This window comes from Bacillus sp. N1(2025) (assembly GCF_053470005.1).
Genome location: NZ_JBLTJB010000013.1, coordinates 1 through 20,606, shown reverse-complemented (window position 1 = coordinate 20,606; position 20,606 = coordinate 1). Strand labels below are relative to the sequence as shown.

Annotated in this window: 25 protein-coding genes and 2 other annotated features; all 25 genes read right to left on the bottom strand. The window is 44.5% G+C overall.

Translation table 11 applies throughout. The features are described 5' to 3' along the window. Positions 1-203: 203 nt before the first annotated feature. Entirely contained in the window at positions 204-809 is a 606-nt protein-coding gene (locus tag ACNFN4_RS20165) for a class I SAM-dependent methyltransferase (protein WP_015388780.1), read from the bottom strand. Between the two features lie 91 nt (positions 810-900). Further along, on the bottom strand, positions 901-1,272 hold the full coding sequence (rplL, locus tag ACNFN4_RS20160; protein ID WP_003156436.1) for a 50S ribosomal protein L7/L12: 372 nt from the start codon (positions 1,270-1,272) through the stop codon (positions 901-903). Between the two features lie 41 nt (positions 1,273-1,313). Further along, on the bottom strand, positions 1,314-1,814 hold the full coding sequence (gene rplJ / locus ACNFN4_RS20155) for a 50S ribosomal protein L10 (RefSeq protein WP_014416746.1): 501 nt from the start codon (positions 1,812-1,814) through the stop codon (positions 1,314-1,316). Between the two features lie 63 nt (positions 1,815-1,877). Then, positions 1,878-2,020, bottom strand: a sequence feature (ribosomal protein L10 leader region). Positions 2,021-2,068: 48 nt separating this feature from the next. Beyond that, complete coding sequence (gene rplA, locus ACNFN4_RS20150) at positions 2,069-2,767, bottom strand: 50S ribosomal protein L1 (RefSeq protein WP_003156431.1); 699 nt, start codon at positions 2,765-2,767, stop codon at positions 2,069-2,071. A gap of 94 nt (positions 2,768-2,861) precedes the next feature. Next, entirely contained in the window at positions 2,862-3,287 is a 426-nt protein-coding gene (rplK, locus tag ACNFN4_RS20145; protein WP_003156430.1) for a 50S ribosomal protein L11, read from the bottom strand. 167 nt (positions 3,288-3,454) lie between these two features. Next, the gene (gene nusG, locus ACNFN4_RS20140; protein ID WP_003156423.1) at positions 3,455-3,988 is read right to left on the bottom strand and encodes a transcription termination/antitermination protein NusG; all 534 of its coding nucleotides are present in this window, start codon (positions 3,986-3,988) and stop codon (positions 3,455-3,457) included. Positions 3,989-4,155: 167 nt separating this feature from the next. Then, positions 4,156-4,335: a preprotein translocase subunit SecE gene (secE, locus tag ACNFN4_RS20135; protein WP_003156422.1), complete on the bottom strand. Its 180-nt coding sequence runs from the start codon at positions 4,333-4,335 to the stop codon at positions 4,156-4,158. Positions 4,336-4,367: 32 nt separating this feature from the next. After that, a complete protein-coding gene (rpmG, locus tag ACNFN4_RS20130; RefSeq protein ID WP_003156421.1) occupies positions 4,368-4,517 on the bottom strand; it encodes a 50S ribosomal protein L33 in 150 nt (49 codons plus the stop codon). 85 nt (positions 4,518-4,602) lie between these two features. Next, positions 4,603-5,259 carry an RNA polymerase sporulation sigma factor SigH gene (gene sigH / locus ACNFN4_RS20125; RefSeq protein WP_003156415.1) on the bottom strand — a complete coding sequence of 219 codons (657 nt, stop codon included), beginning with the start codon at positions 5,257-5,259 and terminating at the stop codon, positions 4,603-4,605. A gap of 62 nt (positions 5,260-5,321) precedes the next feature. Next, positions 5,322-5,834, bottom strand: coding sequence for a ribosome-dependent mRNA decay endonuclease Rae1/YacP (gene rae1, locus ACNFN4_RS20120; RefSeq protein ID WP_003156414.1), 513 nt, complete (start codon positions 5,832-5,834; stop codon positions 5,322-5,324). A gap of 6 nt (positions 5,835-5,840) precedes the next feature. Beyond that, positions 5,841-6,590 (bottom strand): 23S rRNA (guanosine(2251)-2'-O)-methyltransferase RlmB, encoded by a 750-nt coding sequence (gene rlmB, locus ACNFN4_RS20115; RefSeq protein WP_003156413.1) that lies wholly within the window; start codon positions 6,588-6,590, stop codon positions 5,841-5,843. Further along, positions 6,574-7,005 carry a Mini-ribonuclease 3 gene (locus ACNFN4_RS20110; RefSeq protein ID WP_003156412.1) on the bottom strand — a complete coding sequence of 144 codons (432 nt, stop codon included), beginning with the start codon at positions 7,003-7,005 and terminating at the stop codon, positions 6,574-6,576. The genes rlmB and ACNFN4_RS20110 overlap by 17 nt, the downstream gene beginning before the upstream one ends. Positions 7,006-7,009: 4 nt before the next feature. Beyond that, on the bottom strand, positions 7,010-8,410 hold the full coding sequence (gene cysS / locus ACNFN4_RS20105; RefSeq protein WP_072176944.1) for a cysteine--tRNA ligase: 1,401 nt from the start codon (positions 8,408-8,410) through the stop codon (positions 7,010-7,012). Next, a complete protein-coding gene (gene cysE, locus ACNFN4_RS20100; protein ID WP_014416745.1) occupies positions 8,407-9,060 on the bottom strand; it encodes a serine O-acetyltransferase in 654 nt (217 codons plus the stop codon). Before cysE ends, cysS begins: the two co-directional genes overlap by 4 nt. Before the next feature lie 74 nt (positions 9,061-9,134). Then, positions 9,135-9,368, bottom strand: a binding site (T-box leader). 2 nt (positions 9,369-9,370) lie between these two features. Further along, complete coding sequence (gene gltX / locus ACNFN4_RS20095) at positions 9,371-10,822, bottom strand: glutamate--tRNA ligase (RefSeq protein ID WP_326233065.1); 1,452 nt, start codon at positions 10,820-10,822, stop codon at positions 9,371-9,373. Positions 10,823-10,913: 91 nt separating this feature from the next. After that, complete coding sequence (gene ispF, locus ACNFN4_RS20090) at positions 10,914-11,390, bottom strand: 2-C-methyl-D-erythritol 2,4-cyclodiphosphate synthase (RefSeq protein ID WP_022552481.1); 477 nt, start codon at positions 11,388-11,390, stop codon at positions 10,914-10,916. Next, positions 11,383-12,081, bottom strand: a complete 699-nt coding sequence (gene ispD, locus ACNFN4_RS20085; RefSeq protein ID WP_017419469.1) for a 2-C-methyl-D-erythritol 4-phosphate cytidylyltransferase — start codon at positions 12,079-12,081, stop codon at positions 11,383-11,385. Before ispD ends, ispF begins: the two co-directional genes overlap by 8 nt. A gap of 12 nt (positions 12,082-12,093) precedes the next feature. Continuing rightward, complete coding sequence (locus tag ACNFN4_RS20080) at positions 12,094-13,194, bottom strand: PIN/TRAM domain-containing protein (RefSeq protein WP_003156403.1); 1,101 nt, start codon at positions 13,192-13,194, stop codon at positions 12,094-12,096. A 114-nt stretch (positions 13,195-13,308) separates the two neighbouring features. Further along, a complete protein-coding gene (gene disA / locus ACNFN4_RS20075) occupies positions 13,309-14,391 on the bottom strand; it encodes a DNA integrity scanning diadenylate cyclase DisA (protein ID WP_003156401.1) in 1,083 nt (360 codons plus the stop codon). Positions 14,392-14,394: 3 nt separating this feature from the next. Next, positions 14,395-15,774, bottom strand: coding sequence for a DNA repair protein RadA (gene radA, locus ACNFN4_RS20070; protein WP_014416742.1), 1,380 nt, complete (start codon positions 15,772-15,774; stop codon positions 14,395-14,397). A 93-nt stretch (positions 15,775-15,867) separates the two neighbouring features. Continuing rightward, positions 15,868-18,300, bottom strand: a complete 2,433-nt coding sequence (gene clpC / locus ACNFN4_RS20065; RefSeq protein ID WP_007410388.1) for an ATP-dependent protease ATP-binding subunit ClpC — start codon at positions 18,298-18,300, stop codon at positions 15,868-15,870. After that, a complete protein-coding gene (locus ACNFN4_RS20060) occupies positions 18,297-19,388 on the bottom strand; it encodes a protein arginine kinase (protein WP_003156398.1) in 1,092 nt (363 codons plus the stop codon). Before ACNFN4_RS20060 ends, clpC begins: the two co-directional genes overlap by 4 nt. Beyond that, positions 19,388-19,945 (bottom strand): UvrB/UvrC motif-containing protein, encoded by a 558-nt coding sequence (locus ACNFN4_RS20055; RefSeq protein ID WP_017419465.1) that lies wholly within the window; start codon positions 19,943-19,945, stop codon positions 19,388-19,390. The genes ACNFN4_RS20060 and ACNFN4_RS20055 overlap by 1 nt, the downstream gene beginning before the upstream one ends. Before the next feature lie 13 nt (positions 19,946-19,958). Then, a complete protein-coding gene (gene ctsR, locus ACNFN4_RS20050) occupies positions 19,959-20,423 on the bottom strand; it encodes a transcriptional regulator CtsR (RefSeq protein ID WP_003156396.1) in 465 nt (154 codons plus the stop codon). Further along, positions 20,424-20,606: hypothetical protein (locus ACNFN4_RS20045; protein ID WP_448200439.1), on the bottom strand; the 183-nt coding region annotated here is incomplete at its 5' end.

The window sequence follows — 20,606 nt, the reverse complement described above, 5'->3', positions numbered from 1 at the left end:
GCATCTCTTACGATAAAGAAATACTTTTACAAGACAAAAGAAAAAAGGGTTTCTAATTAAGAAAACCACATCCAAAAACAAATACCGATTTTATTAGCATTTCCATGTTTGTATAATTTATACATGCACTATGATTATTTCAGCATATCATGCAAAATATATACATTGGCATTTTACAATATTAACATAGCTGAAAATTCAAGTCAAACTTTTTTTGCTTTTATGATATAATAGCCTTTCTTTTTTTGAACCACAGAAACTTCGTCAAAAAGCTCCTTCAGTTTTTCAATGGCAGAAGGCCCGCCCTGTTTTTTCTGTATAACGATCCACAATTCACCTGAAGCCCTTAAATGCTCAGCGCTTTTTTCAAAAATGGCATGGACAACTTTTTTTCCGGCGCGGATTGGGGGGTTTGTAATAATAGAAGCAAATGTTTGAGCAGAATCAATATTTGAAAATAAATCACTCTGATAAATTCGAACGTTTTTTATTCCGTTTTTTTCTGCATTTTCATTTGACAGCTCTACGGCTCTTTCATTCACGTCAATCATGTGCACGGTGCGGTCTGTAAATGCACCGGCGAGTGACAGACCGATCGGGCCGTAACCGCAGCCTGCATCCAGGAAGTCACCATCGATCTCCGGTTCTTCAAACGCTTCAATTAAGACACGCGAACCGAAATCAACTTCCTTTTTCGAGAAAACGCCGCTGTCACTTGTGAATGTATAAGATCTGTTCCGCAGTGTAAATGACCATGTCTGTTTATCGCTTTTAACTGAAGGTTTTTCTGAATAATAGTGTTCACTCATCATTAGAACCTCCTTTTATAATGGCACTTAAAGAAAAGCAAAGAAAAAGCCCGCCTCATAAAAGCGAGCTTCCCCTACAGGCAAGTGAAGATTACTTAACTTCTACAGAAGCGCCAACTTCTTCAAGTTTAGCTTTAAGCTCTTCAGCTTCTTCTTTCGCAATACCTTCTTTAAGTGGTTTTGGAGTGTTGTCAACAAGTTCTTTAGCTTCTTTCAAGCCAAGACCAGTGATTTCACGAACAACTTTGATAACTTTGATTTTCTGAGAACCTGCACCAGCAAGGATAAGGTCGAATTCGCTTTGCTCTTCAGCAGCGCCGCCAGCAGCAGCTCCGCCAGCTACAGCTACAGGAGCAGCAGCAGTTACGCCAAATTCTTCTTCGATTGCTTTTACTAGGTCGTTCAATTCAAGTACAGTTGCTTCTTTAACGGAAGCAATGATTTCTTCGATATTTAAAGCCATTTGAAATTCCTCCATTTGTTTTATTTTAGGGTAAAATCAGATTAAGCGCCTTGTTCTTCCTTTTGTTCTGCAACTGCTTTAGCTGCAAGTGCAAGGTTGCGAACTGGAGCTTGAAGTACGCTAAGCAACATAGAAAGTAAGCCATCGCGTGAAGGAAGTTCAGCAAGAGCTTTCACTTCTTCAACAGAAGATACTTTTCCTTCGATAACGCCCGCTTTGATTTCCAGAGCTTCGTGATTCTTCGCGAACTCGTTAAGAACTTTTGCCGGAGCGACAACATCTTCAGTACTGAATGCGATCGCATTCGGTCCAGTTAAGACATCATTCAAACCATCAAGTTCAGCTTGTTCAACCGCACGGCGAGTCATTGTGTTTTTGTACACTTTGAACTCTACGTTAGCTTCGCGAAGCTGTTTACGGAGTTCAGTTACTTCAGAAACGTTAAGTCCGCGGTAGTCAACGATGATCGTTGATTTGCTTTCTTTCAGTTTAGAAGCAATCTCTTCAACAACAACTTTTTTTGTATCAATTGCGCTGCTCATGGTTACACCTCCTGTAGATTTTGTGTAACACTTATACCGCTAGGTGATCACGACTGTGACGACGATTTCATATAAAAAGCCTCCATGTGGACATGGAGGCTGTATATACAAGCATACGTAACGTAATAGCTGTGATATATATACACCTCGGCAGGATATTAAGCCTCAACGGCCCCTGCTGTCTACGGTATAAATGACATATTATATTTTACAACATTTTGAATCATATCAGAATGCTGATCTAAAGTCAAATATTATTTTACGTTGAAAGTAGAAGCGTCTACTTTGACACCAGGGCCCATAGTAGAAGTAACGGCAACGTTTTTCACGTAAACACCTTTAGCCGCAGCCGGTTTTGCTTTCAGGATTGTATCATACATTGTTGTGAAGTTCTCAACAAGTTTTTCATCCTCGAAAGAAACTTTTCCGATCGGAACATGGATGTTACCAGCTTTGTCAACGCGGTATTCTACTTTACCAGCTTTGATTTCGCCGATTGCTTTTTCTACTTCGAATGTAACAGTTCCTGTTTTAGGGTTTGGCATAAGACCTTTTGGTCCAAGCACACGGCCGATTTTACCGACTTCACCCATCATGTCAGGAGTCGCAACGATTACATCGAATTCGAACCAGCCTTGCTGGATTTTCGCGATGTAATCAGAATCGCCAACGTAGTCTGCACCGGCAGCTTCAGCTTCTTTTGCTTTTTCGCCTTTAGCGAATACAAGCACGCGCTGAGTTTTACCAGTTCCGTTAGGAAGTACAACTGCACCGCGGATTTGCTGATCGTTTTTACGAGGGTCAACCCCTAAACGAAAAGCAACTTCAACTGTAGCGTCGAATTTAGCTGTGTTTGTTTTTTTAGTAAGCGCCACTGCTTCAGCGACGTCGTAAGCTTTCGCACGGTCTACAAGCTTCGCAGCTTCAACGTACTTTTTACCTTTTTTAGCCATTTTAAAATTTCCTCCTTATGTGGTTATAGCGGAATAACCTCCCACGAATAAGGGTTGCGAACTTGTGAAAACTCGCAACCCGACAAGAAACAAATTAATCCTCGATAACGATACCCATACTGCGGGCAGTACCTTCAACCATGCGCATTGCCGCTTCAACGTCTGCTGCGTTTAAGTCAGGCATTTTCGTTTCAGCGATTTCGCGAACCTTATCGCGCTTAACGGTTGCCACTTTATTACGGTTTGGTTCACCAGAACCAGACTCAATTCCAGCTGCTTTTTTAAGCAATACTGCAGCAGGCGGAGTTTTTGTAATAAATGTAAATGAACGGTCTTCGTAAACCGAAATTTCAACAGGAATGATTAAACCAGCTTGGTCAGCTGTACGAGCGTTAAACTCCTTACAGAATCCCATGATATTTACACCGGCTTGACCTAGTGCAGGTCCAACTGGCGGCGCTGGGTTAGCTTTTCCAGCAGGAATTTGCAATTTTACAACTTTTACTACTTTTTTAGCCACGAGACACACCTCCTTAAGTCCGTGATGTGGTAATAGGGTAAACCCTCCCACTCAAGGTTTCATTCTTTATATGAATGACGAAATATCAAGCTAGCTGCCTTGGATTAGTCCAAGACGTACCTTTGCTATATTATCATTAATATATAGCAATTTCAAGTTTTTTCACATTACAATTTGTCGATCTGGGTAAATTCCAGTTCAACCGGCGTTTCACGGCCGAACATGTTAACGAATACTTTCACTTTGCTCTTATCATAATCAATCTCTTCAATTGATCCTGTAAAGTTGGCGAAAGGTCCGTCTATGACTTTGACTGTCTCATTCAATTCAAAATCAATGTCGGTTTTCCGCTCATCCATGCCCATCCGCTTTAAGATGGTTTCCGCTTCGCCAGGAAGAAGCGGAGTCGGCTTTGAGCCTGAACCGGCTGATCCGACGAATCCGGTAACGCCCGGCGTGTTGCGGACCACATACCAGGAATCATCAGTCATGACGATTTCAACAAGCACATAACCCGGGAACACTTTCTTTTTGACTACTTTTTTCTTGCCGTTCTTAATATCAGTCTCTTCTTCTTCAGGGACGACAACGCGGAAAATTTTATCCTGCATTCCCATTGATTCCACACGTTTTTCAAGGTTCGCTTTTACTTTGTTTTCATAACCGGAATACGTATGAACAACATACCAATTCTTTTCCATTCTATCAGGACTCTGCAGTCCTTCCCTCCCCGCATTTAAAAATGAAGTGTAAAACAAAAAATAGGCTCAGGGCCTATGAATCCTTTTTTCAACAACACAATAAAAAACCCGCTGAACGGGTTTTGGCAAACGATATTATGATCTATTATAGCACGTATTGCTGATCATTATTCAACTATTAAACGAATTAATTGAGAAATTCCTGTATCAAGGAGGGCAAAAAAGATAACAAAAAAGATAACCGTTGAAATCACCGTGATCGTATAGCGCGTTAACTCTTTGCCTTTAGGCCAGCTAACCTTTTTCATTTCTTTCCCAACATCTTTAAAGAAACTCATCATGCGCATGTAAAAGACCTCCACAATTTAAAAAGCGAACACTATTTTGTTTCTAAATGAGCTGTATGTGAATTGCAAGTGCTGCAGTACTTCTTAACTTCTAACCGCTCAGCCGCTGATGCAGAGCTTTTCATTGTCGTATAATTACGATTTCCGCATGTTTTGCATGCCAGCGTAATCTTTTTTCTCATGTCGTTACACCTTTTCCTAAACATTCATTTATCTTAATAAAATAGCACAGTCAGAAAAATTCTGTCAATATGACACAGAAACCTGCTACAGGCTGATCTCTCTTATTTCTAAATACTTTTCAAGCTTGCGCTTCACGCGCTGCAGGGCATTATCGATCGATTTTACGTGTCGGTTTAAGTCATCTGAAATCTCTTGGTAACTTCTTCCGTCCAAGTACAGAACAAGCACCTTTCTCTCCAGATCGCTCAGCAGTTCTCCCATTTTCATTTCGATATCATCAAATTCTTCCTGATTAATAATCATCTCTTCAGGATTTAACGTTTTAGCGCCTGAAATGACATCAAGCAGTGTTCTGTCAGATTCTTCATCAAAAATAGGTTTGTCTAAAGAAACATAGGAATTTAAAGGAATGTGTTTCTGACGGGTAGCTGTCTTTATTGCGGTAATAATCTGGCGGGTAATGCATAATTCTGCAAAAGCTTTAAATGAAGTGAGCTTGTCCTCTCTAAAGTCTCGGATAGACTTATATAAGCCTATCATCCCTTCCTGTACAATATCTTCTCTGTCGGCCCCTATTAAAAAATAAGACCTTGCTTTCGCCCGTACAAAATTACGGTACTTCGTAATCAAGTAATCTAACGCATCACTGTCCCCAACATGAACCTTTTCAATGACCTGCTCGTCCTCCAACTGGCAAAATTGCACTTTGTTGAACTTTCCCTTGCTGTTCTGTAGATTCACTGCGATCCCCCCGGCGCACGTAGATAGAAATATTATACATTAATGGGCGAAAAAGCGTCAACCTAATCCAGACCGCCTCGGCGCCACTTTTCAAACGTTTTCAAAACCTCTTCGGACAGCTCGATTTTACCCGGTGGTTTTTCAGAAGTGATCTTTGAAACCCGCCTTTGAATCCGGCGTTCTATCGTATCCACTTCCCTCAGGAGCTCCCGGGCGGATTTGCGGAGAGCCCCTTGTCCGAAAATCGCCCACTGCTCCGTATAATCGGAAGTTGCGACATGAATCTGTGTCGCAATATTGTTCAGCGCCTGGGCAAGCTTCTCGATCCGCTCATCCGCCGTCTCATTCTCCCGTGTGAAAATCACTTCGACTCTGTGATTCGTTTGTTTTTTCTCTATGCCTTTTACCAGGTGTGCGTCAAACACCACAATGACTCTGATTCCCGTGTAGGACTGATATTCCGCCATCTTCTGGATCAGTACATCTCTCGCTTCTTCAAAACTGTTCGCTTTTAAATCCTTTAGCTGCGGCCAAGCTCCAATCATGTTGTATCCGTCTACTAACAGGATGTCCATCTGTCTTCATTCCCCTAAAGGATTGCGCTTCCGGTAGACTTCATACATGAGAAGGCCGGCCGCTACCGACGCATTCAGAGACGTGACTTTTCCGGCCATCGGAAGCTTAATGAGAAAATCACATTTCTCTTTCACAAGGCGGCCCATTCCTCTGCCTTCGCTTCCGATAACGAGCGCCAAAGGCATCTTGCCGTCCATAGAGCGGTAGTCTTCCCGGGCGGATGCATCCGTTCCGACGACCCAAATCCCCCGCTCCTTCATTTCATCAAGTGTCCGGGCAAGATTGGTCACCTTCACGACGGGAATGTGTTCAATCGCACCGGTCGAAGCTTTTGCGACCGTCGAAGTCAGTCCGACCGCTCTGCGTTTCGGAATCACGATGCCGTGTGCACCGACAGCGTCAGCCGTTCTCATGATGGAACCGAGATTATGAGGGTCTTCCAGCTCGTCCAGTATGAGAAAGAAAGGCTGTTCGTTTCTCTCTTCCGCTCTTTTATATAATTCGTCTAATTGTGCATATTCATATGCCGCCACCTGGGCGACAACACCCTGATGCTGCCCCTCCACCATCTGATCGAGTTTTTTCCTCGGTACAAATTGAATGGTGACACCGCGCTTTTTAGCAAGCTCCATAACTTGCTGCGCCTGTCCTTTTACTGTGTTTTCCGCCATCCATAACTTATACAGCTTGCGATCTGACTTTAACGTCTCAATCACAGCGTTTTTTCCTATGACGTAATCATGTTGCTGACTCATTTGTTTTCCTCCCTGACGTCCCGACTTGTATAGCCTCAGCAATCAGCTGATTCAGTCTTTCTTCTCTTTTCTCAAGAAAAAGGTATCCGAGTAAAGCCTCAAAAGCTGTACTATGGCGGTACGTCTGTACATCTGTGTTTTTAGGCGTCGTCCCTGATTTCGCGTTTCTGCCTCTTCTCAGCACGGCTTCCTCTTCCTCCGTGAAAAAGGATTCGTCCTGAAGGCGGAACAATATGTCTGCCTGTGATTTTGCCGATACAATCCGGCTCGCCTTCTTATGAAGGTCATTCGGTTTCGTAAAGCCCTGCTTAAGCAGGTGATGCCGGACGTATATTTCAAAAATGGCATCACCCATATAAGCAAGCGCAAGACCGTTTAACTGCTTTGAATCTTTGATTTGTTCAAATTGAAGCATCCGCTTACTCTCCCCGCTTCCAGCGAGTTCCCTGGGCCGTATCTTCAAGAATGATATTCATGCTTTTCAGCTGATCGCGAATCTGGTCTGACAAAGCAAAATCGCGATTGCGGCGGGCTTCATTTCTCTTCTCAATCAACTCTTCAATCTCTTCGTCGACAAGCTCTTCTTCGCCGAGCGTAAGTCCGAGAACAGATCCGATTCTGTCAAACATGCTGATAAAGGCTTTAATGACGTGATCCGCCGTATTGTCTTCCTGCATGTAGTAATTGGCGAGCTTCGCCAGATCAAACCAAACGGAAATCGCATTCGCCGTATTAAAATCATCATCCATTGCTTCTTCAAACGCAGTGCGGTGCTCTTCGATTTTAGCGAGCCATTCCTCATCATTGTCAGTCAGATTCGTGCTGCTAATCAAACGATGGTTTAAATTACTGTAGGCCGTCTTCAGGCGGTTAAACGCGTTTTTTGTTTTCTCAAGCAGCTCTTCCGAATAGTTGATCGGGTGGCGGTAATGAACGGACAGCATGAAAAATCTCAAAAGCTGCGGGTCATATTGCTTAATGATATCGTGCACCAAAACAAAGTTGCCGAGCGATTTTGACATTTTCTCATTATCGATATTGATATATCCGTTGTGAAGCCAGTATTTTGCGAATGTCTTGCCTGTTAATGCTTCAGATTGGGCGATTTCGTTTTCATGGTGCGGGAATGTCAGGTCCTGACCGCCGGCATGAATATCGATTTCGTCACCCAAATACTTTTTCACCATTGCGGAGCATTCAATATGCCAGCCCGGGCGGCCTTTTCCCCAAGGGCTATCCCATGAAATTTCTCCGTCCTTAGCAGCTTTCCAAAGAGCAAAGTCCAGCGCATCCTCTTTCTTCTCGCCGACACGGATACGCGCGCCTGATCTGAGTTCATCAATTGATTGCTGAGATAGCTTGCCGTAGCCTTCGAAGGCCCTTGTTTTGAAATAGACGTCGCCTTCTGATTCATAAGCGTAGCCTTTTTTAATCAGCTCGCTGACAAATTCAATAATGGCGTCCATGTTTTCCATGACCCGGGGGTGAAGATCCGCTTTCCGGCATCCGAGGGCCCCCACGTCTTCAAAATACGCTTTAATGAACCGCTCAGAAACGGTCGGGACGTCCTCGCCGAGCTCGTTGGCCGCCTTAATCAGTTTGTCGTCAACATCGGTGAAATTCGATACGTATTGAACCTCGTATCCTTTATACTCTAAATAGTTGCGTACGGTATCATACACAATCGCCGGACGTGCGTTTCCGATATGAATATAGTTGTATACAGTCGGTCCGCACACGTACATTTTTACTTTGCCTTCCTCAAGAGGAACGAATGTTTCCTTTTTCCGTGTCAATGTATTATAAAGTGTAATGGTCATTTTTGGTTGATCCTTTCTTTTTTATCTTCCAGTTCAGCCTGCAGTTCAAAAATCTGCTGCTCCAATGCTCTAAACCGGTCAGCAACCGGATCGGGCAAGTCTTGGTGATTGAGATCGCGTTTGATTTTTCTTCCGTTCCGAATGACGACTTTCCCCGGTATGCCGACAACGGTCGAAAAGTCGGGAACATCACGAAGCACAACGGAGCCGGCCCCTACTTTAGAACCCTGCCCGACCGTAATAGAGCCGAGCACCTTCGCTCCGGTTGCAATTAAAGCATCATCTTTTATGGTCGGATGCCGCTTCCCCTTTTCTTTTCCCGTTCCCCCGAGAGTGACACCTTGGAATACCGTCACGTTATTGCCGATTTCACATGTTTCCCCTATGACGACCCCCATACCGTGGTCAATGAAAAACCTTCTCCCGATGGTCGCGCCGGGATGGATTTCAATTCCGGTAAAGAAACGGGCAATCTGTGATATCAGGCGCGCCAGGAAGAAAAATCTCCGTTTATATAAAGCATGTGCAATCCGATGCGCCCATATAGCATGTAAACCAGAATAAGTTAAAACAACTTCGAAATAGCTTCTTGCTGCCGGATCTTGATCGAACACTGTATCTATGTCTTCTTTTAGCATTTTAAAAAACACATGCTTCCCCCCATTCTCTCCCCGCTCCAGTCTGTTTTTCCGCCTATAAAAAAAGCGCCTCTGCATGTAAACATGACAGAGACGCTTTTACCGCGCGGTTCCACTCTGTTTGAAAAACAAGTCACTGTTTTCCCAACTTAAAAGCCGGTAACGGCGGCGGCCGCCTTTAAATACTGATTTCCGCAGAAATGTTCTTCAAAGGTCTTAAGGGCGCACTTCTAAAACATGACGCATGAATCTCTCTCAGCCGATGAAGATTCTTTCTGTAATGGTCATTGTTTTATACTCTTCCCTGTCAACAATCGTATATTTAAATGCTTTTCAGGCGTCTTACGGCTGTTTCTCTGCCGATCAGCTCAATGGCCTGCGGAAGCTCCGGACCGTGTGTCTGACCGGTAACCGCTACACGAATCGGCATGAACAGCTTTTTGCCTTTATGGCCTGTTTCTTTCTGAACAGCCTTGATTGAGGCTTTGATCAGCTCAGGCGTAAATTCTTCAAGCTCTTCAAGCTTCGCAGCAAATACGCTGAGCACTTCAGGCACCTGTTCTTCTTCCAGAACGGCTTTTGCCTCTTGATTATACTCGATCTCATCTTTAAAGAACAAATCAGTCAGCTCGACAATTTCAGCGCCGTAGCTCAATTGCTCATGGTAAAGAGAGATTAATTTACGAACCCATTCCTGCTCTTCGGCAGAAAGCTCAGTGCCGACTTTTCCTGCTTTTTGCAGGTGCGGCAGGGTCAGCTCAACAACTTGATCAAGATCCAGCGCTTTGACGTATTGGTTGTTGACCCATTTCAGTTTATGCATATCAAACAGAGCCGGTGACTTAGACAAACGATTTACATCAAAAATGTCAATGAATTCTTCTCTTGTGAAAAGCTCTTCTTCACCGACGGGAGACCAGCCGAGAAGTCCGATAAAGTTAAACAGCGCTTCAGGCAGGTAACCCAGCTCATCATACTGCTCAATAAACTGGATAATTGATTCATCACGTTTACTTAATTTTTTGCGGCTTTCGTTCACGATAAGCGTCATATGTCCGAAGACAGGAACATCCCAGCCGAATGCCTGGAAAATCATGATCTGTTTCGGTGTATTTGAAATGTGATCCTCACCGCGGAGCACGTGCGTCATTTTCATTAAGTAATCGTCAATCGCGACGGCAAAGTTATACGTCGGTGTTCCGTCTTTTTTGACGATGACAAAGTCGCCGATGCCGTCTGATTCAAAAGAAATCTCACCTTTTACGATATCGTTAAATGCGATGATTTTCCCTTCCGGCACGCGGAAACGGATGCTCGGCTGTCTGCCTTCGGCTAAAAACTGCTCCTGCTCTTCCTGAGTCAGGTTTCTGTGTTTGCCGGAATAGCGCGGCATTTCCCCGCGGGCGATTTGCTCTTCACGTTCTTTCTCAAGTTCTTCTTCCGTACAGAAACATTTATAAGCTAGCCCTTTTTCAAGAAGCTCTTCATAGTACTCTTTGTAAATGTCGTTACGCTCAGACTGGCGGTACGGGCCGTATTCTCCGCCGACATCCACACTTTCATCCCAGTCCATGCCGAGCCATTTCAAATAGTTGAGCTGGCTTTGCTCTCCGCCTTCAATATTTCGCTTTTTGTCCGTATCCTCAATCCGGATAATAAACTTTCCGCCTTGGCTGCGGGCAAATAAATAGTTAAAAAGCGCCGTTCTGGCGTTACCGATATGCAAATGTCCGGTCGGACTCGGTGCATAACGAACGCGTACTTCATTTCCCATGTTCAAATACTTCCTTTCATCTCGTCTGTAGCCTCTAGCCGAATATATGTATCTATTCTACCACCAAATAGACCGGGCATCAAAACAATGATCAGGCTTTTTGGATCAGAACGGTTGCCTGAGCGGCAATTCCTTCGGCTCTTCCGGTAAACCCGAGCTTTTCTGTCGTCGTCGCTTTTACGTTTACTTGAGAAACGTCCGCCTCAAGGCCTTCCGCTATCCGTTTTCTCATAGCATTAATATGCGGCGCCATTTTCGGCTTTTGCGCAATAATCGTGCAGTCTATATTTCCGAGTACGTATCCTTTTTCTTTAACAATGTTCCAAACATGCTGAAGCAGCTTAAAAGAATCCGCATCTTTGAATTCCGGATCAGTATCCGGGAAATGCTTGCCGATATCTCCTTCACCTGCCGCTCCGAGACACGCGTCTGCGACTGTATGCAGCAATACATCAGCATCTGAATGTCCGAGCAGCCCCTTTTCATAAGGAATTTCAATTCCGCCGATGATGAGAGGACGGCCTTCCGTTAATTGATGCACATCAAATCCTTGTCCGATTCTAAACATTATGATTCCCACTTTCCGCTTTCATGATTGCTTCCGCGGATATCAGGTCATCCGGCGTTGTCAGCTTAATATTGGTATAGCTGCCTTCAACGATACTCACCTGATATCCATCAAGACGCTCGACGAGGCTGGCGTCATCCGTCCCTAAGAAGCCTTTGTTTTCCGCTTCCATATGCGCCGTCTTCAATAAAGAAAGACGAAAAGCCTGCGGCGTTTGAACGGCCCACAAGCTTGAACGATCAAAGGTCTCCGCAACCCGGGAGCCTTCCGCCCGTTTTATCGTGTCTTTCACAGGAACAGCCAGGACAGCCGCTCCCGCCTCCTCTGCTGTTTCAACGAGCTTATCGATATGCTGATGTGTGACAAACGGGCGCGCTCCGTCATGAACAAGGACGACCGATTCCTTATCAATCACTTTCAGTCCTTCGTATACACTGTGCTGACGCTCCGCACCTCCGGTAACAAGCTCAATTTCCGTCTGAATCGGAAATTGGGCCAGCAGCTGGCGAAAATCTTCCCGTTCACTCTCGTTTATCACCAGGATTATTTTCTGACAGGGTGCGTGGCTTTCAAAAACCCGCAGTGTGTGTATAATAACAGGCGCACCTTTTAAGCTGATGAACAGCTTATTTTTCCCGGCCTTCATCCGTTTTCCTTGTCCGGCAGCCGGAATAACGACAACATACTCCATATGAACTCCCTCTTAAAGAGCTTTCTCAAGCAGCTTGGGCTTGGCAAAAATCATTCGTCCCGCCGCTGTCTGCAGTACGCTGGTTACGAGCACATCAATATGTTTCCCTATATAATTGCGGCCTTCTTCCACAACAATCATCGTCCCGTCATCCAAGTAAGCCACACCTTGATTATGCTCTTTCCCATCCTTAATCACCTGCACATTCATCTCTTCGCCCGGAAGCACAACCGGCTTCACCGCGTTTGCAAGGTCATTAATATTCAGTACCGCAACCTTCTGAAGCTCACATACTTTATTTAAATTAAAATCATTCGTCACAACGACGCCGGATGTCAGCTTCGCAAGTTTGACAAGCTTGCTGTCAACCTCCTGAATGTCCTCGAAGTCGCCTTCATAAATTTCAACCGTAATATCCAGTTCCTTTTGAATGCGATTCAAGATATCCAGTCCGCGGCGTCCTCTGTTACGTTTTAAAACATCTGAAGAATCAGCGATATGCTGTAATTCCTCCAGCACAAATTGAGGAATGACAATGACGCCTTCTAAAAAGCCCGTCTGACAAATATCTGCAATTCTCCCATCAATAATAACACTTGTATCCAAGATTTTCAGCCTTTTATCCTGTTCCTCCTGCTCCTCATCAGCACTTCCCTTTTTCTTCTGCATTCTTGCAGAAATGGAGAAAAGACTGATCAGTTCATCCTTTTTCTTAAATCCGACTTGGAAGCCCAGATAACCGAGAAAGAAAGCCAGAAAGACCGGAATGATGGTGCTGAATATACGGTACGGAATATTGTCCAGCGGAATCACGTTTACAATGAGATATGCGATGATAAGTCCAAAAACCAATCCGAGACTCCCGAATAACAGATCCGGCACCGGAGCTCTCAGCAAAGAATCTTCAATCCATTTTACCCAATTAATCACATATTCTGTCGTCCATATACTGATGAGAAAAAAGATAATAGCACCAATTGCAGCAGACGTATATGCGTTTGTTATTAAAGGTATGTCCTGTATATTTGACAGCACAAACAATTCAGGTATTAAAAAGATACCGACAACGCCGCCCACAATAATGAAGAACGCCTGAACTATTCGTTTTAACATACCTCCACCTCCTTTTAAGTAGCAATTTTTTCAGCAGACTGTCAGAGCCTACAAATTCAGAATAAACAAAAACTAACAATAATATACCCGGATTCCGACAGGTTTAAGCGATTCTTAAAGCTGTCTATCTATATAGTGTTTTTCCTGAAGGCGTTTTAAGCCTTTTTTGATTTTTTGGGCGCGTACTTCTCCGATACCTTCGACATCATCAAGCTCTTCAACAGTGGCTTCCGTTATGCTTGGCAAAAATCCGAACGCCTCAACCACATTTTCAACAATCGGCATCGGCAGACGCGGGATTTTGTTCAGCAGCCTGTATCCTCTCGGGAGCACATAATCATCAAGATTCGTAGAGGCCGGATATCCAAGCAGCTTAAACAGAATGGAATCATCAAGCAGATCATAGCTGGACATATCCTGAAGTTCTTTTAACAGCACGAACGGATCTTTGATTTTTTCTTTGACATAGTCTTTGATGAAAAGTGCCGCCTCTTCTTCCATGTCCGTAATCAGTTCAATCACCTGCAGACGGATTAAGTGGCCTTCCGTTCCGAGTTCTTTAATATACATATTGATTTCATTTTTTATTCGGAGCACCATTTCATACCGATGCATGACGGACAGCACGTCACTGAATGTCACAAGCTCCTCAAACTCTAATGCGTTTAAAGCCGTAATCGTTTTGTCTAAAATGGTTTTATACTTCTCAAGCGTTTGAATGGCCTGATTTGCCTTTGTTAAAATAAATCCTATGTCCTTTAGTGTGTACTTCATGCTGTCCTGATATAACGTAATGACATTTCTGCGCTCAGAAATGGCAATGACGAGACAGCCGGTCTGCTTCGCCACCCGTTCCGCCGTACGGTGCCTCATTCCCGTTTCTGAAGAAGAAATGGTCGCCTCCGGCATAAGCTGCGTATTCGCATAAAGAATTTTCTGGCCGGAATCACTTAAAATAATGGCACCGTCCATTTTGGCCAGCTCGTATAAGTGAGCGGGCGCAAATGATGTATTAATATGAAAACCGCCATCCACGACTTGCTTTACCTTATCATTGTATCCGACAACAATCAGGCCGCCTGTATTTGCCCGAAGTACATTCTCTATCCCGGCTCTGAGCGGGGTGCCCGGTGCAACGAACTGCAGAATTGCAGACAGGTCAAGCTCTTGTTTCGCCCCTTTTTTCTCTTTTTCCATCTATTATGATCCTCCTAATGAAGTACGAAGCGCTTCTGCAACATTTGCTACTCCGACAACCTCAATCCCTTTTGGTATTGTCCACCCATCTGCATTCGCCTCAGGTATGATCATGCGCTTGAAGCCGAGTTTCGCCGCTTCTTTTACGCGCTGTTCGATTCTTGACACCCTGCGGACTTCTCCTGTCAGACCCACTTCACCGATAAAGCAATCTGCGGGATTCGGCGGTGTATCTCTGAAGCTTGAGGCAATGCTGACGGCTACTGCCAAATCAATCGCCGGTTCATCCAGTTTGACCCCGCCGGCGACCTTTAAATACGCATCTTGATTTTGAAGCAAAAGACCCACCCGCTTCTCAAGCACAGCCATAATTAACGACACTCTGTTGTGGTCAATGCCTGTAGCCATGCGGCGCGGGTTTCCAAAACTGGTCGGTGATATGAGCGCCTGAATTTCAACCAGGATCGGTCTCGTTCCTTCCATTGACGCAACGATACTCGAACCCGATGCCCCGGCAGAACGCTCTTCCAAGAATATTTCAGAAGGGTTCAGCACCTCCGTAAGCCCCTCTTCCCGCATTTCAAAGATGCCCATTTCATTTGTGGAGCCGAAACGGTTTTTTACGGCCCGCAAAATACGGAATGTATGGTGCCGCTCTCCTTCAAAGTATAGAACGGTATCGACCATGTGCTCAAGCAATCTCGGCCCTGCGATCGATCCTTCTTTTGTGACGTGTCCGACGATAAAAATAGGTATGCCGTTTGTTTTCGCGATTTTCATCAATTCGGCCGTACACTCTCTTACTTGTGATACACTGCCGGGAGCTGAGGTGATATCACTTTGGTACACGGTCTGAATGGAGTCTACGACAACAAATGCGGGTTTCATCTCTTGTATAGCAGACGAAATATACTCCATATCGGTTTCAGATAAAACATGTAACATTTGGCTGTTGATTCCAAGTCTGTCGGCGCGCAGCTTCGTTTGCTTCACGGATTCTTCCCCTGAAATGTAAAGCACGCTGCCGGCCGTATCTGCTAATTGTGCGGATACTTGGAGAAGGAGCGTTGATTTTCCGATCCCGGGATCGCCGCCGATTAATACTAACGAGCCCTTCACAACGCCGCCGCCAAGCACTCTGTTGAATTCTTCGAGCTTTGTGTGAACGCGGGGTTCTTCCGATGTTTCAATTGATGTAATGGGTGATGGTTTCTGGACGGTTTGAACGGAGTGGGAGAAAGCCGCCCGCCGATTCGCCGGCGCTTTTTTTATGGTTTCTTCCACCATTGTATTCCAAGCCCCGCAGCCCGGGCACTTTCCCATCCATTTTGCGGATTCATAACCGCATGAGTGGCAGATGAATTTTGTTTTTGATTTAGCCATATATGTTGTAAGACCTCTTCCTTATCGAATATTTCTCTATATAACAAAGTGAGGCATACACTCGCTTACGTATGCCTCATGTTTGTCACTATATTAGTTCGTTTTAGCAGTTGTTTTTACGACAAATTCGCCGTCCTCAACATCAAGAACAATGTGCTGGCCTTTATCAATATTGCCTCTGAGGAGTTCTTCTGATAACCGGTCCTCCACATGCTTTTGAATCGCTCTTCTTAACGGACGTGCGCCGTATTCCAAATCGACGCCCTCTTCTGCTACTTTTGCTTTTGCAGCATCCGTCAGCTCGATAGAGAGATCTTGTTCTTTCAGACGTTTTGTTAACTGATCAGACATAAGCGACACGATGTCTGTAAGATGTTTTTTCTCAAGGGAGTGGAAGACGATAATTTCGTCAATCCGGTTGATAAACTCAGGCCTGAAGGCACGCTTCAGCTCTCCCATGACTTTGTCTTTCATGTCTTTATGGTTTTGTGATTCATCCTGCACATTGAATCCCACATATTTGTTGCGTTTCAGCTCGCTCGCTCCGACGTTTGACGTCATAATCAGGATCGTGTTGCGGAAATCCACAGTGCGTCCTTTTGAATCAGTCAAGCGTCCGTCTTCAAGCACTTGCAGGAGAATGTTAAACACATCAGGGTGCGCTTTTTCAATTTCATCAAGCAGTACGACAGAGTAAGGTTTTCTTCTCACTTTTTCTGTCAGCTGACCGCCTTCATCATAGCCGACATATCCCGGAGGAGAACCGACAAGACGTGAAGTCGAGTGTTTCTCCATGTATTCGGACATATCCACTCTGATCATCGCTTCCTCATCACCGAAAATGGATTCCGCCAGCGCTCTTGCCAGCTCTGTCTTCCCAACGCCTGTAGGGCCTAAGAAGATGAATGAACCAATCGGACGTTTCGGGTCCTTCAGTCCGGCTCTTGCACGTCTGACAGCCTTTGCAACGGCTACAACAGCTTCATCCTGGCCGATGACGCGGGAGTGCAGAATGCTTTCCATATTGAGAAGCTTATCTGTCTCCGTTTGGGCAATTTTAGATACAGGCACCCCGGTCCAGCTGGATACAACCATCGCGATATCCTCTACAGAAACTTCGGAGTTCTCCTGGCCTTGTTTTTCTTTCCACGTTTTTTTCGTGTCTTCCACCTGTTCTCTCAGACGCTGCTCCGTATCACGAAGGGAAGCCGCTTTTTCAAACTCCTGGCTCTGAACGGCAGCGTCTTTTTCCTTGCGAACTTCATCGAGTTTCTGCTCAAGCTCTTTTAAGTTCGGAGGCGTTGTGAAAGAACGGAGACGCACTTTTGAACCGGCTTCATCAATTAAATCGATCGCTTTATCCGGAAGGAAGCGGTCAGAAATATAACGGTCGGACAATTTTACCGCCGCTTCAATCGCTTCATCGGTAATGGATACGCGGTGATGCGCTTCATAGCGGTCACGGAGCCCCTTTAAAATTTGAATGCTTTCATCGGCTGACGGCTGATCCACCTGAATCGGCTGGAAACGGCGCTCCAGAGCCGCGTCTTTTTCGATATATTTACGGTATTCATCAAGCGTTGTCGCACCGATGCATTGAAGCTCTCCGCGGGCCAGTGAAGGTTTTAAGATATTCGATGCGTCAATCGCACCTTCTGCTCCCCCCGCTCCGATCAGTGTATGCAGTTCGTCAATGAATAAAATAATATTGCCGGCCTGACGTATTTCATCCATTACTTTTTTCAAGCGGTCTTCAAATTCTCCGCGGTATTTCGTACCGGCTACAACCGTACCCATGTCTAATGTCATTACACGTTTATCACGTAAAATTTCCGGCACTTCATTATTGATGATCTGCTGTGCGAGGCCTTCAGCAATCGCAGTTTTACCGACACCCGGTTCTCCGATAAGAACGGGATTATTTTTCGTTCTGCGGCTTAATACCTCAATAACACGCTGAATTTCTTTGCTTCGGCCGATAACCGGATCAAGACTGTCTTCCTTCGCAATCGCAGTTAAATCACGCGCCAGACTGTCCAGCGTCGGCGTGTTTGCATTGCTGTTCGTACCAGATGCAGAAGATCCCGTCTCATTGCTTCCCAGAAGCTGCAGCACCTGCTGTCTCGCCTTATTCAAGCTGACACCGAGATTATTCAGAACTCTCGCGGCCACGCCTTCTCCTTCACGAATCAGTCCGAGAAGTATGTGTTCTGTTCCCACATAAGAATGTCCTAGCTTTCTGGCTTCATCCATGCTGAGCTCAATGACTTTTTTTGCTCTTGGCGTATAATGAATCGTTTGAGACATTTCCTGTCCCCGTCCGATTAAGCTCTCCACTTCTTTCTGAATTTTATCCGAACCGAGTCCGAGTGCTTGGAGTGCTTTAGCCGCAATCCCTTCTCCTTCACGAACCAGACCTAATAAGATATGTTCAGTTCCAATATTGTTATGGCCTAAGCGCAGTGCTTCTTCCTGTGCCAGTGCCAATACCTTTTGAGCTCGCTCTGTAAACCTTCCAAACATCATATCGAATCATCCTCCTGTCTATTTGCACTCATTTCTAAATGCAGCCTTTCCCTGATAAGAGCCGCTCTTCTCGCGTCTCTTTCGTTCGGCCGTAATGCACCGCCCGAATATTGCTGGAGAAAACCCGGCTGTGTCAAAATCATCAGTTCATTAAGTATATTGCTTGATAGCCCTTTGATGATCCCCAGGTCTATCCCCAGCCGAACGTCAGAAAGGCATTTCGCCGTTTCCTTTGATTCAATCATACGGCAGTTGGATAAAACACCGTAAGATCTGAATACCCGGTCCTCCAATTCAATTTTCGAGGTTTGGTAAAGCGCTTCTCGGGCTGAACGTTCCTGCTCAATCAGCTGGGCAGCCACACTGTTTAAATCATCTACAATGTCCTGTTCTGATTTTCCGAGTGTGATTTGATTTGAAATTTGAAAGATATTTCCTAATGCTTCGCTGCCTTCACCGTAAATTCCTCTAACAACTAAGCCTAATTGGTTAATTGCCGGTATAATTCGATTCATTTGCCTAGTTAATACAAGGCCCGGCAAATGCATCATGACTGAAGCCCTTAGTCCCGTCCCTACATTTGTAGGACAGCTTGTTAAGTATCCTCTCTTCTCTCCAAAGGCGTAATCCACTTTCTCCTCAATCCAGTCATCAACCTGGTTTGCCGCTTTTATAGCGTTGAGAAGCTGGAAGCCGGGGAAGAGGCATTGAATTCTGATATGATCTTCTTCATTTAACATAATGCTGACTTCTTCATTTTCAGAAAGCAGACAGCCGCCAAAAGGAGATTCCGTTAAATTAGGACTGATCAGATGTTTCTCCATCAGCACCCGTTTTTCCAAAGGCTGAGCTTCACTCATTCTGATTAAATGAAATTGACCGATATCAGGCAGTTCTTTTCCTGAAAAATGATCTTCGAATTGCTGAATGATGGATGAGGCTTCTTCATTCGTATACCTGGCAGGAAACTTTATATTTTCAAAGTTTCGGGCCAACCGTATACGGCTGCTGAGTACAATGTCACTTTCAGGTCCCTTTTGCTTCATCCAATTGCTTAGTGCGTCCTGAATAAAATGCTTGAGCGACATTACCCTTGTTCCCCCTCACTGTCTTTACTTTTTAATTCCTGCTCTAACGATCGGATCTGATCCCTGACCTCCGCTGCCCTTTCAAACTCTTCGTGGTGTATTAAAGATTCAAGTTCTTTTTTTAACATTTCCATTTGCCGTCTTACATGCAGGTTTCCGCCTATTCGTTTTGGAATTTTCCCGGCATGCACCGTATTCCCACTGTGAACTTTTCGCAAGATCGGCGTAATTTGGCTGTAGAACGTATCGTAACATTCCGCACAGCCGAAACGCCCTGTTTTTCTCAGCTGCTGAAACGTCATACCGCATTTCTTACAAGCTGTCCCTTGCTCTGAATAGCCGAACATTTGAGAACCGGTGTTTTGAAATGAAGACTCCATATTCAGCAGCCCTGATAATAAATTATGAATCGAGAACCCTTGGTTTCCACTTATACTGTATGAATCGCTATTTTCTTTTGCACATTGTTCACAAATATGAACTTCTTGTTTTTCTCCATTAACAACTTTCGTAAAGTGAAAAGTGGCCGGTCTCTCATTGCATTCTTGACAAATCAATCTTTTCACCCGCTTACTTTAGTTTTAAAGATGTGAGCATTGCTTTCATCATTCTGGCTCTTAGTTCATCCCGTTCGGGCAAATCAATATATAGAACTGAACGATCCATTACACTCACCATCATTTTAGCTTCTCTTTCCGAAATAACTCCGTCCTCTAACAGTCTGAGAATAATGTCATCAGAGGCTGCCTGGGACAAGTGGGTATGAATCTGCGAAATAATATTATTGATGAGGACGACTTCGTTATTCATTTTAATTTTGATAATACGAATATAACCGCCGCCTCCCCGTTTACTTTCAACAATATATCCTCTTTCACTTGTAAATCTGGTGTTGATGACATAATTTATTTGGGAAGGAACACATTGAAATTTATCAGCGATTTCACTGCGTTTGATCTCTAAAATTTCTTTGCCATTTTGATCTAATACTTGTTTCAAGTACTGTTCAATGATGTCAGAAATATTATGTCCCACTCAACCCCCTCCTTTATTGACTTTGACTATATTTGACTTTAATCTTACTATAAGGTGTTTCTCAAAATTTTTCAACTGTATCGCTCTATCTCTATTATTTCCACTTTGCACAAGCATAAAACCTGCTTTTGCAAAAAGGCATATCGTTACGTTTCTCATATTATATAACGTATGCAAAAAAAC

Bases quoted from the DNA above. Each gene is read 5' to 3' on its own strand.
- ACNFN4_RS20165 (WP_015388780.1), bottom strand. From the start codon at position 809: ATGAGTGAACACTATTATTCAGAAAAACCTTCAGTTAAAAGCGATAAA.
- ACNFN4_RS20110 (WP_003156412.1), bottom strand. From the start codon at position 7,005: ATGCTTCAATTTGAACAAATCAAAGATTCAAAGCAGTTAAACGGTCTT.
- ACNFN4_RS20060 (WP_003156398.1), bottom strand. From the start codon at position 19,388: ATGTCGCTCAAGCATTTTATTCAGGACGCACTAAGCAATTGGATGAAG.
- cysS (WP_072176944.1), bottom strand. From the start codon at position 8,410: ATGACCATTACACTTTATAATACATTGACACGGAAAAAGGAAACATTC.
- ACNFN4_RS20080 (WP_003156403.1), bottom strand. From the start codon at position 13,194: ATGTTAAAACGAATAGTTCAGGCGTTCTTCATTATTGTGGGCGGCGTT.
- rplA (WP_003156431.1), bottom strand. From the start codon at position 2,767: ATGGCTAAAAAAGGTAAAAAGTACGTTGAAGCTGCGAAGCTTGTAGAC.
- ispF (WP_022552481.1), bottom strand. From the start codon at position 11,390: ATGTTTAGAATCGGACAAGGATTTGATGTGCATCAATTAACGGAAGGC.
- radA (WP_014416742.1), bottom strand. From the start codon at position 15,774: ATGGCTAAATCAAAAACAAAATTCATCTGCCACTCATGCGGTTATGAA.
- rae1 (WP_003156414.1), bottom strand. From the start codon at position 5,834: ATGGACATCCTGTTAGTAGACGGATACAACATGATTGGAGCTTGGCCG.
- rpmG (WP_003156421.1), bottom strand. From the start codon at position 4,517: ATGAGAAAAAAGATTACGCTGGCATGCAAAACATGCGGAAATCGTAAT.
- disA (WP_003156401.1), bottom strand. From the start codon at position 14,391: ATGGAAAAAGAGAAAAAAGGGGCGAAACAAGAGCTTGACCTGTCTGCA.
- nusG (WP_003156423.1), bottom strand. From the start codon at position 3,988: ATGGAAAAGAATTGGTATGTTGTTCATACGTATTCCGGTTATGAAAAC.
- clpC (WP_007410388.1), bottom strand. From the start codon at position 18,300: ATGATGTTTGGAAGGTTTACAGAGCGAGCTCAAAAGGTATTGGCACTG.
- gltX (WP_326233065.1), bottom strand. From the start codon at position 10,822: ATGGGAAATGAAGTACGCGTTCGTTATGCACCGAGTCCGACCGGACAT.
- ispD (WP_017419469.1), bottom strand. From the start codon at position 12,081: ATGGAGTATGTTGTCGTTATTCCGGCTGCCGGACAAGGAAAACGGATG.
- rplJ (WP_014416746.1), bottom strand. From the start codon at position 1,814: ATGAGCAGCGCAATTGATACAAAAAAAGTTGTTGTTGAAGAGATTGCT.
- rplL (WP_003156436.1), bottom strand. From the start codon at position 1,272: ATGGCTTTAAATATCGAAGAAATCATTGCTTCCGTTAAAGAAGCAACT.
- rlmB (WP_003156413.1), bottom strand. From the start codon at position 6,590: ATGAGTCAGCAACATGATTACGTCATAGGAAAAAACGCTGTGATTGAG.
- secE (WP_003156422.1), bottom strand. From the start codon at position 4,335: ATGCGCATGATGAGTTTCTTTAAAGATGTTGGGAAAGAAATGAAAAAG.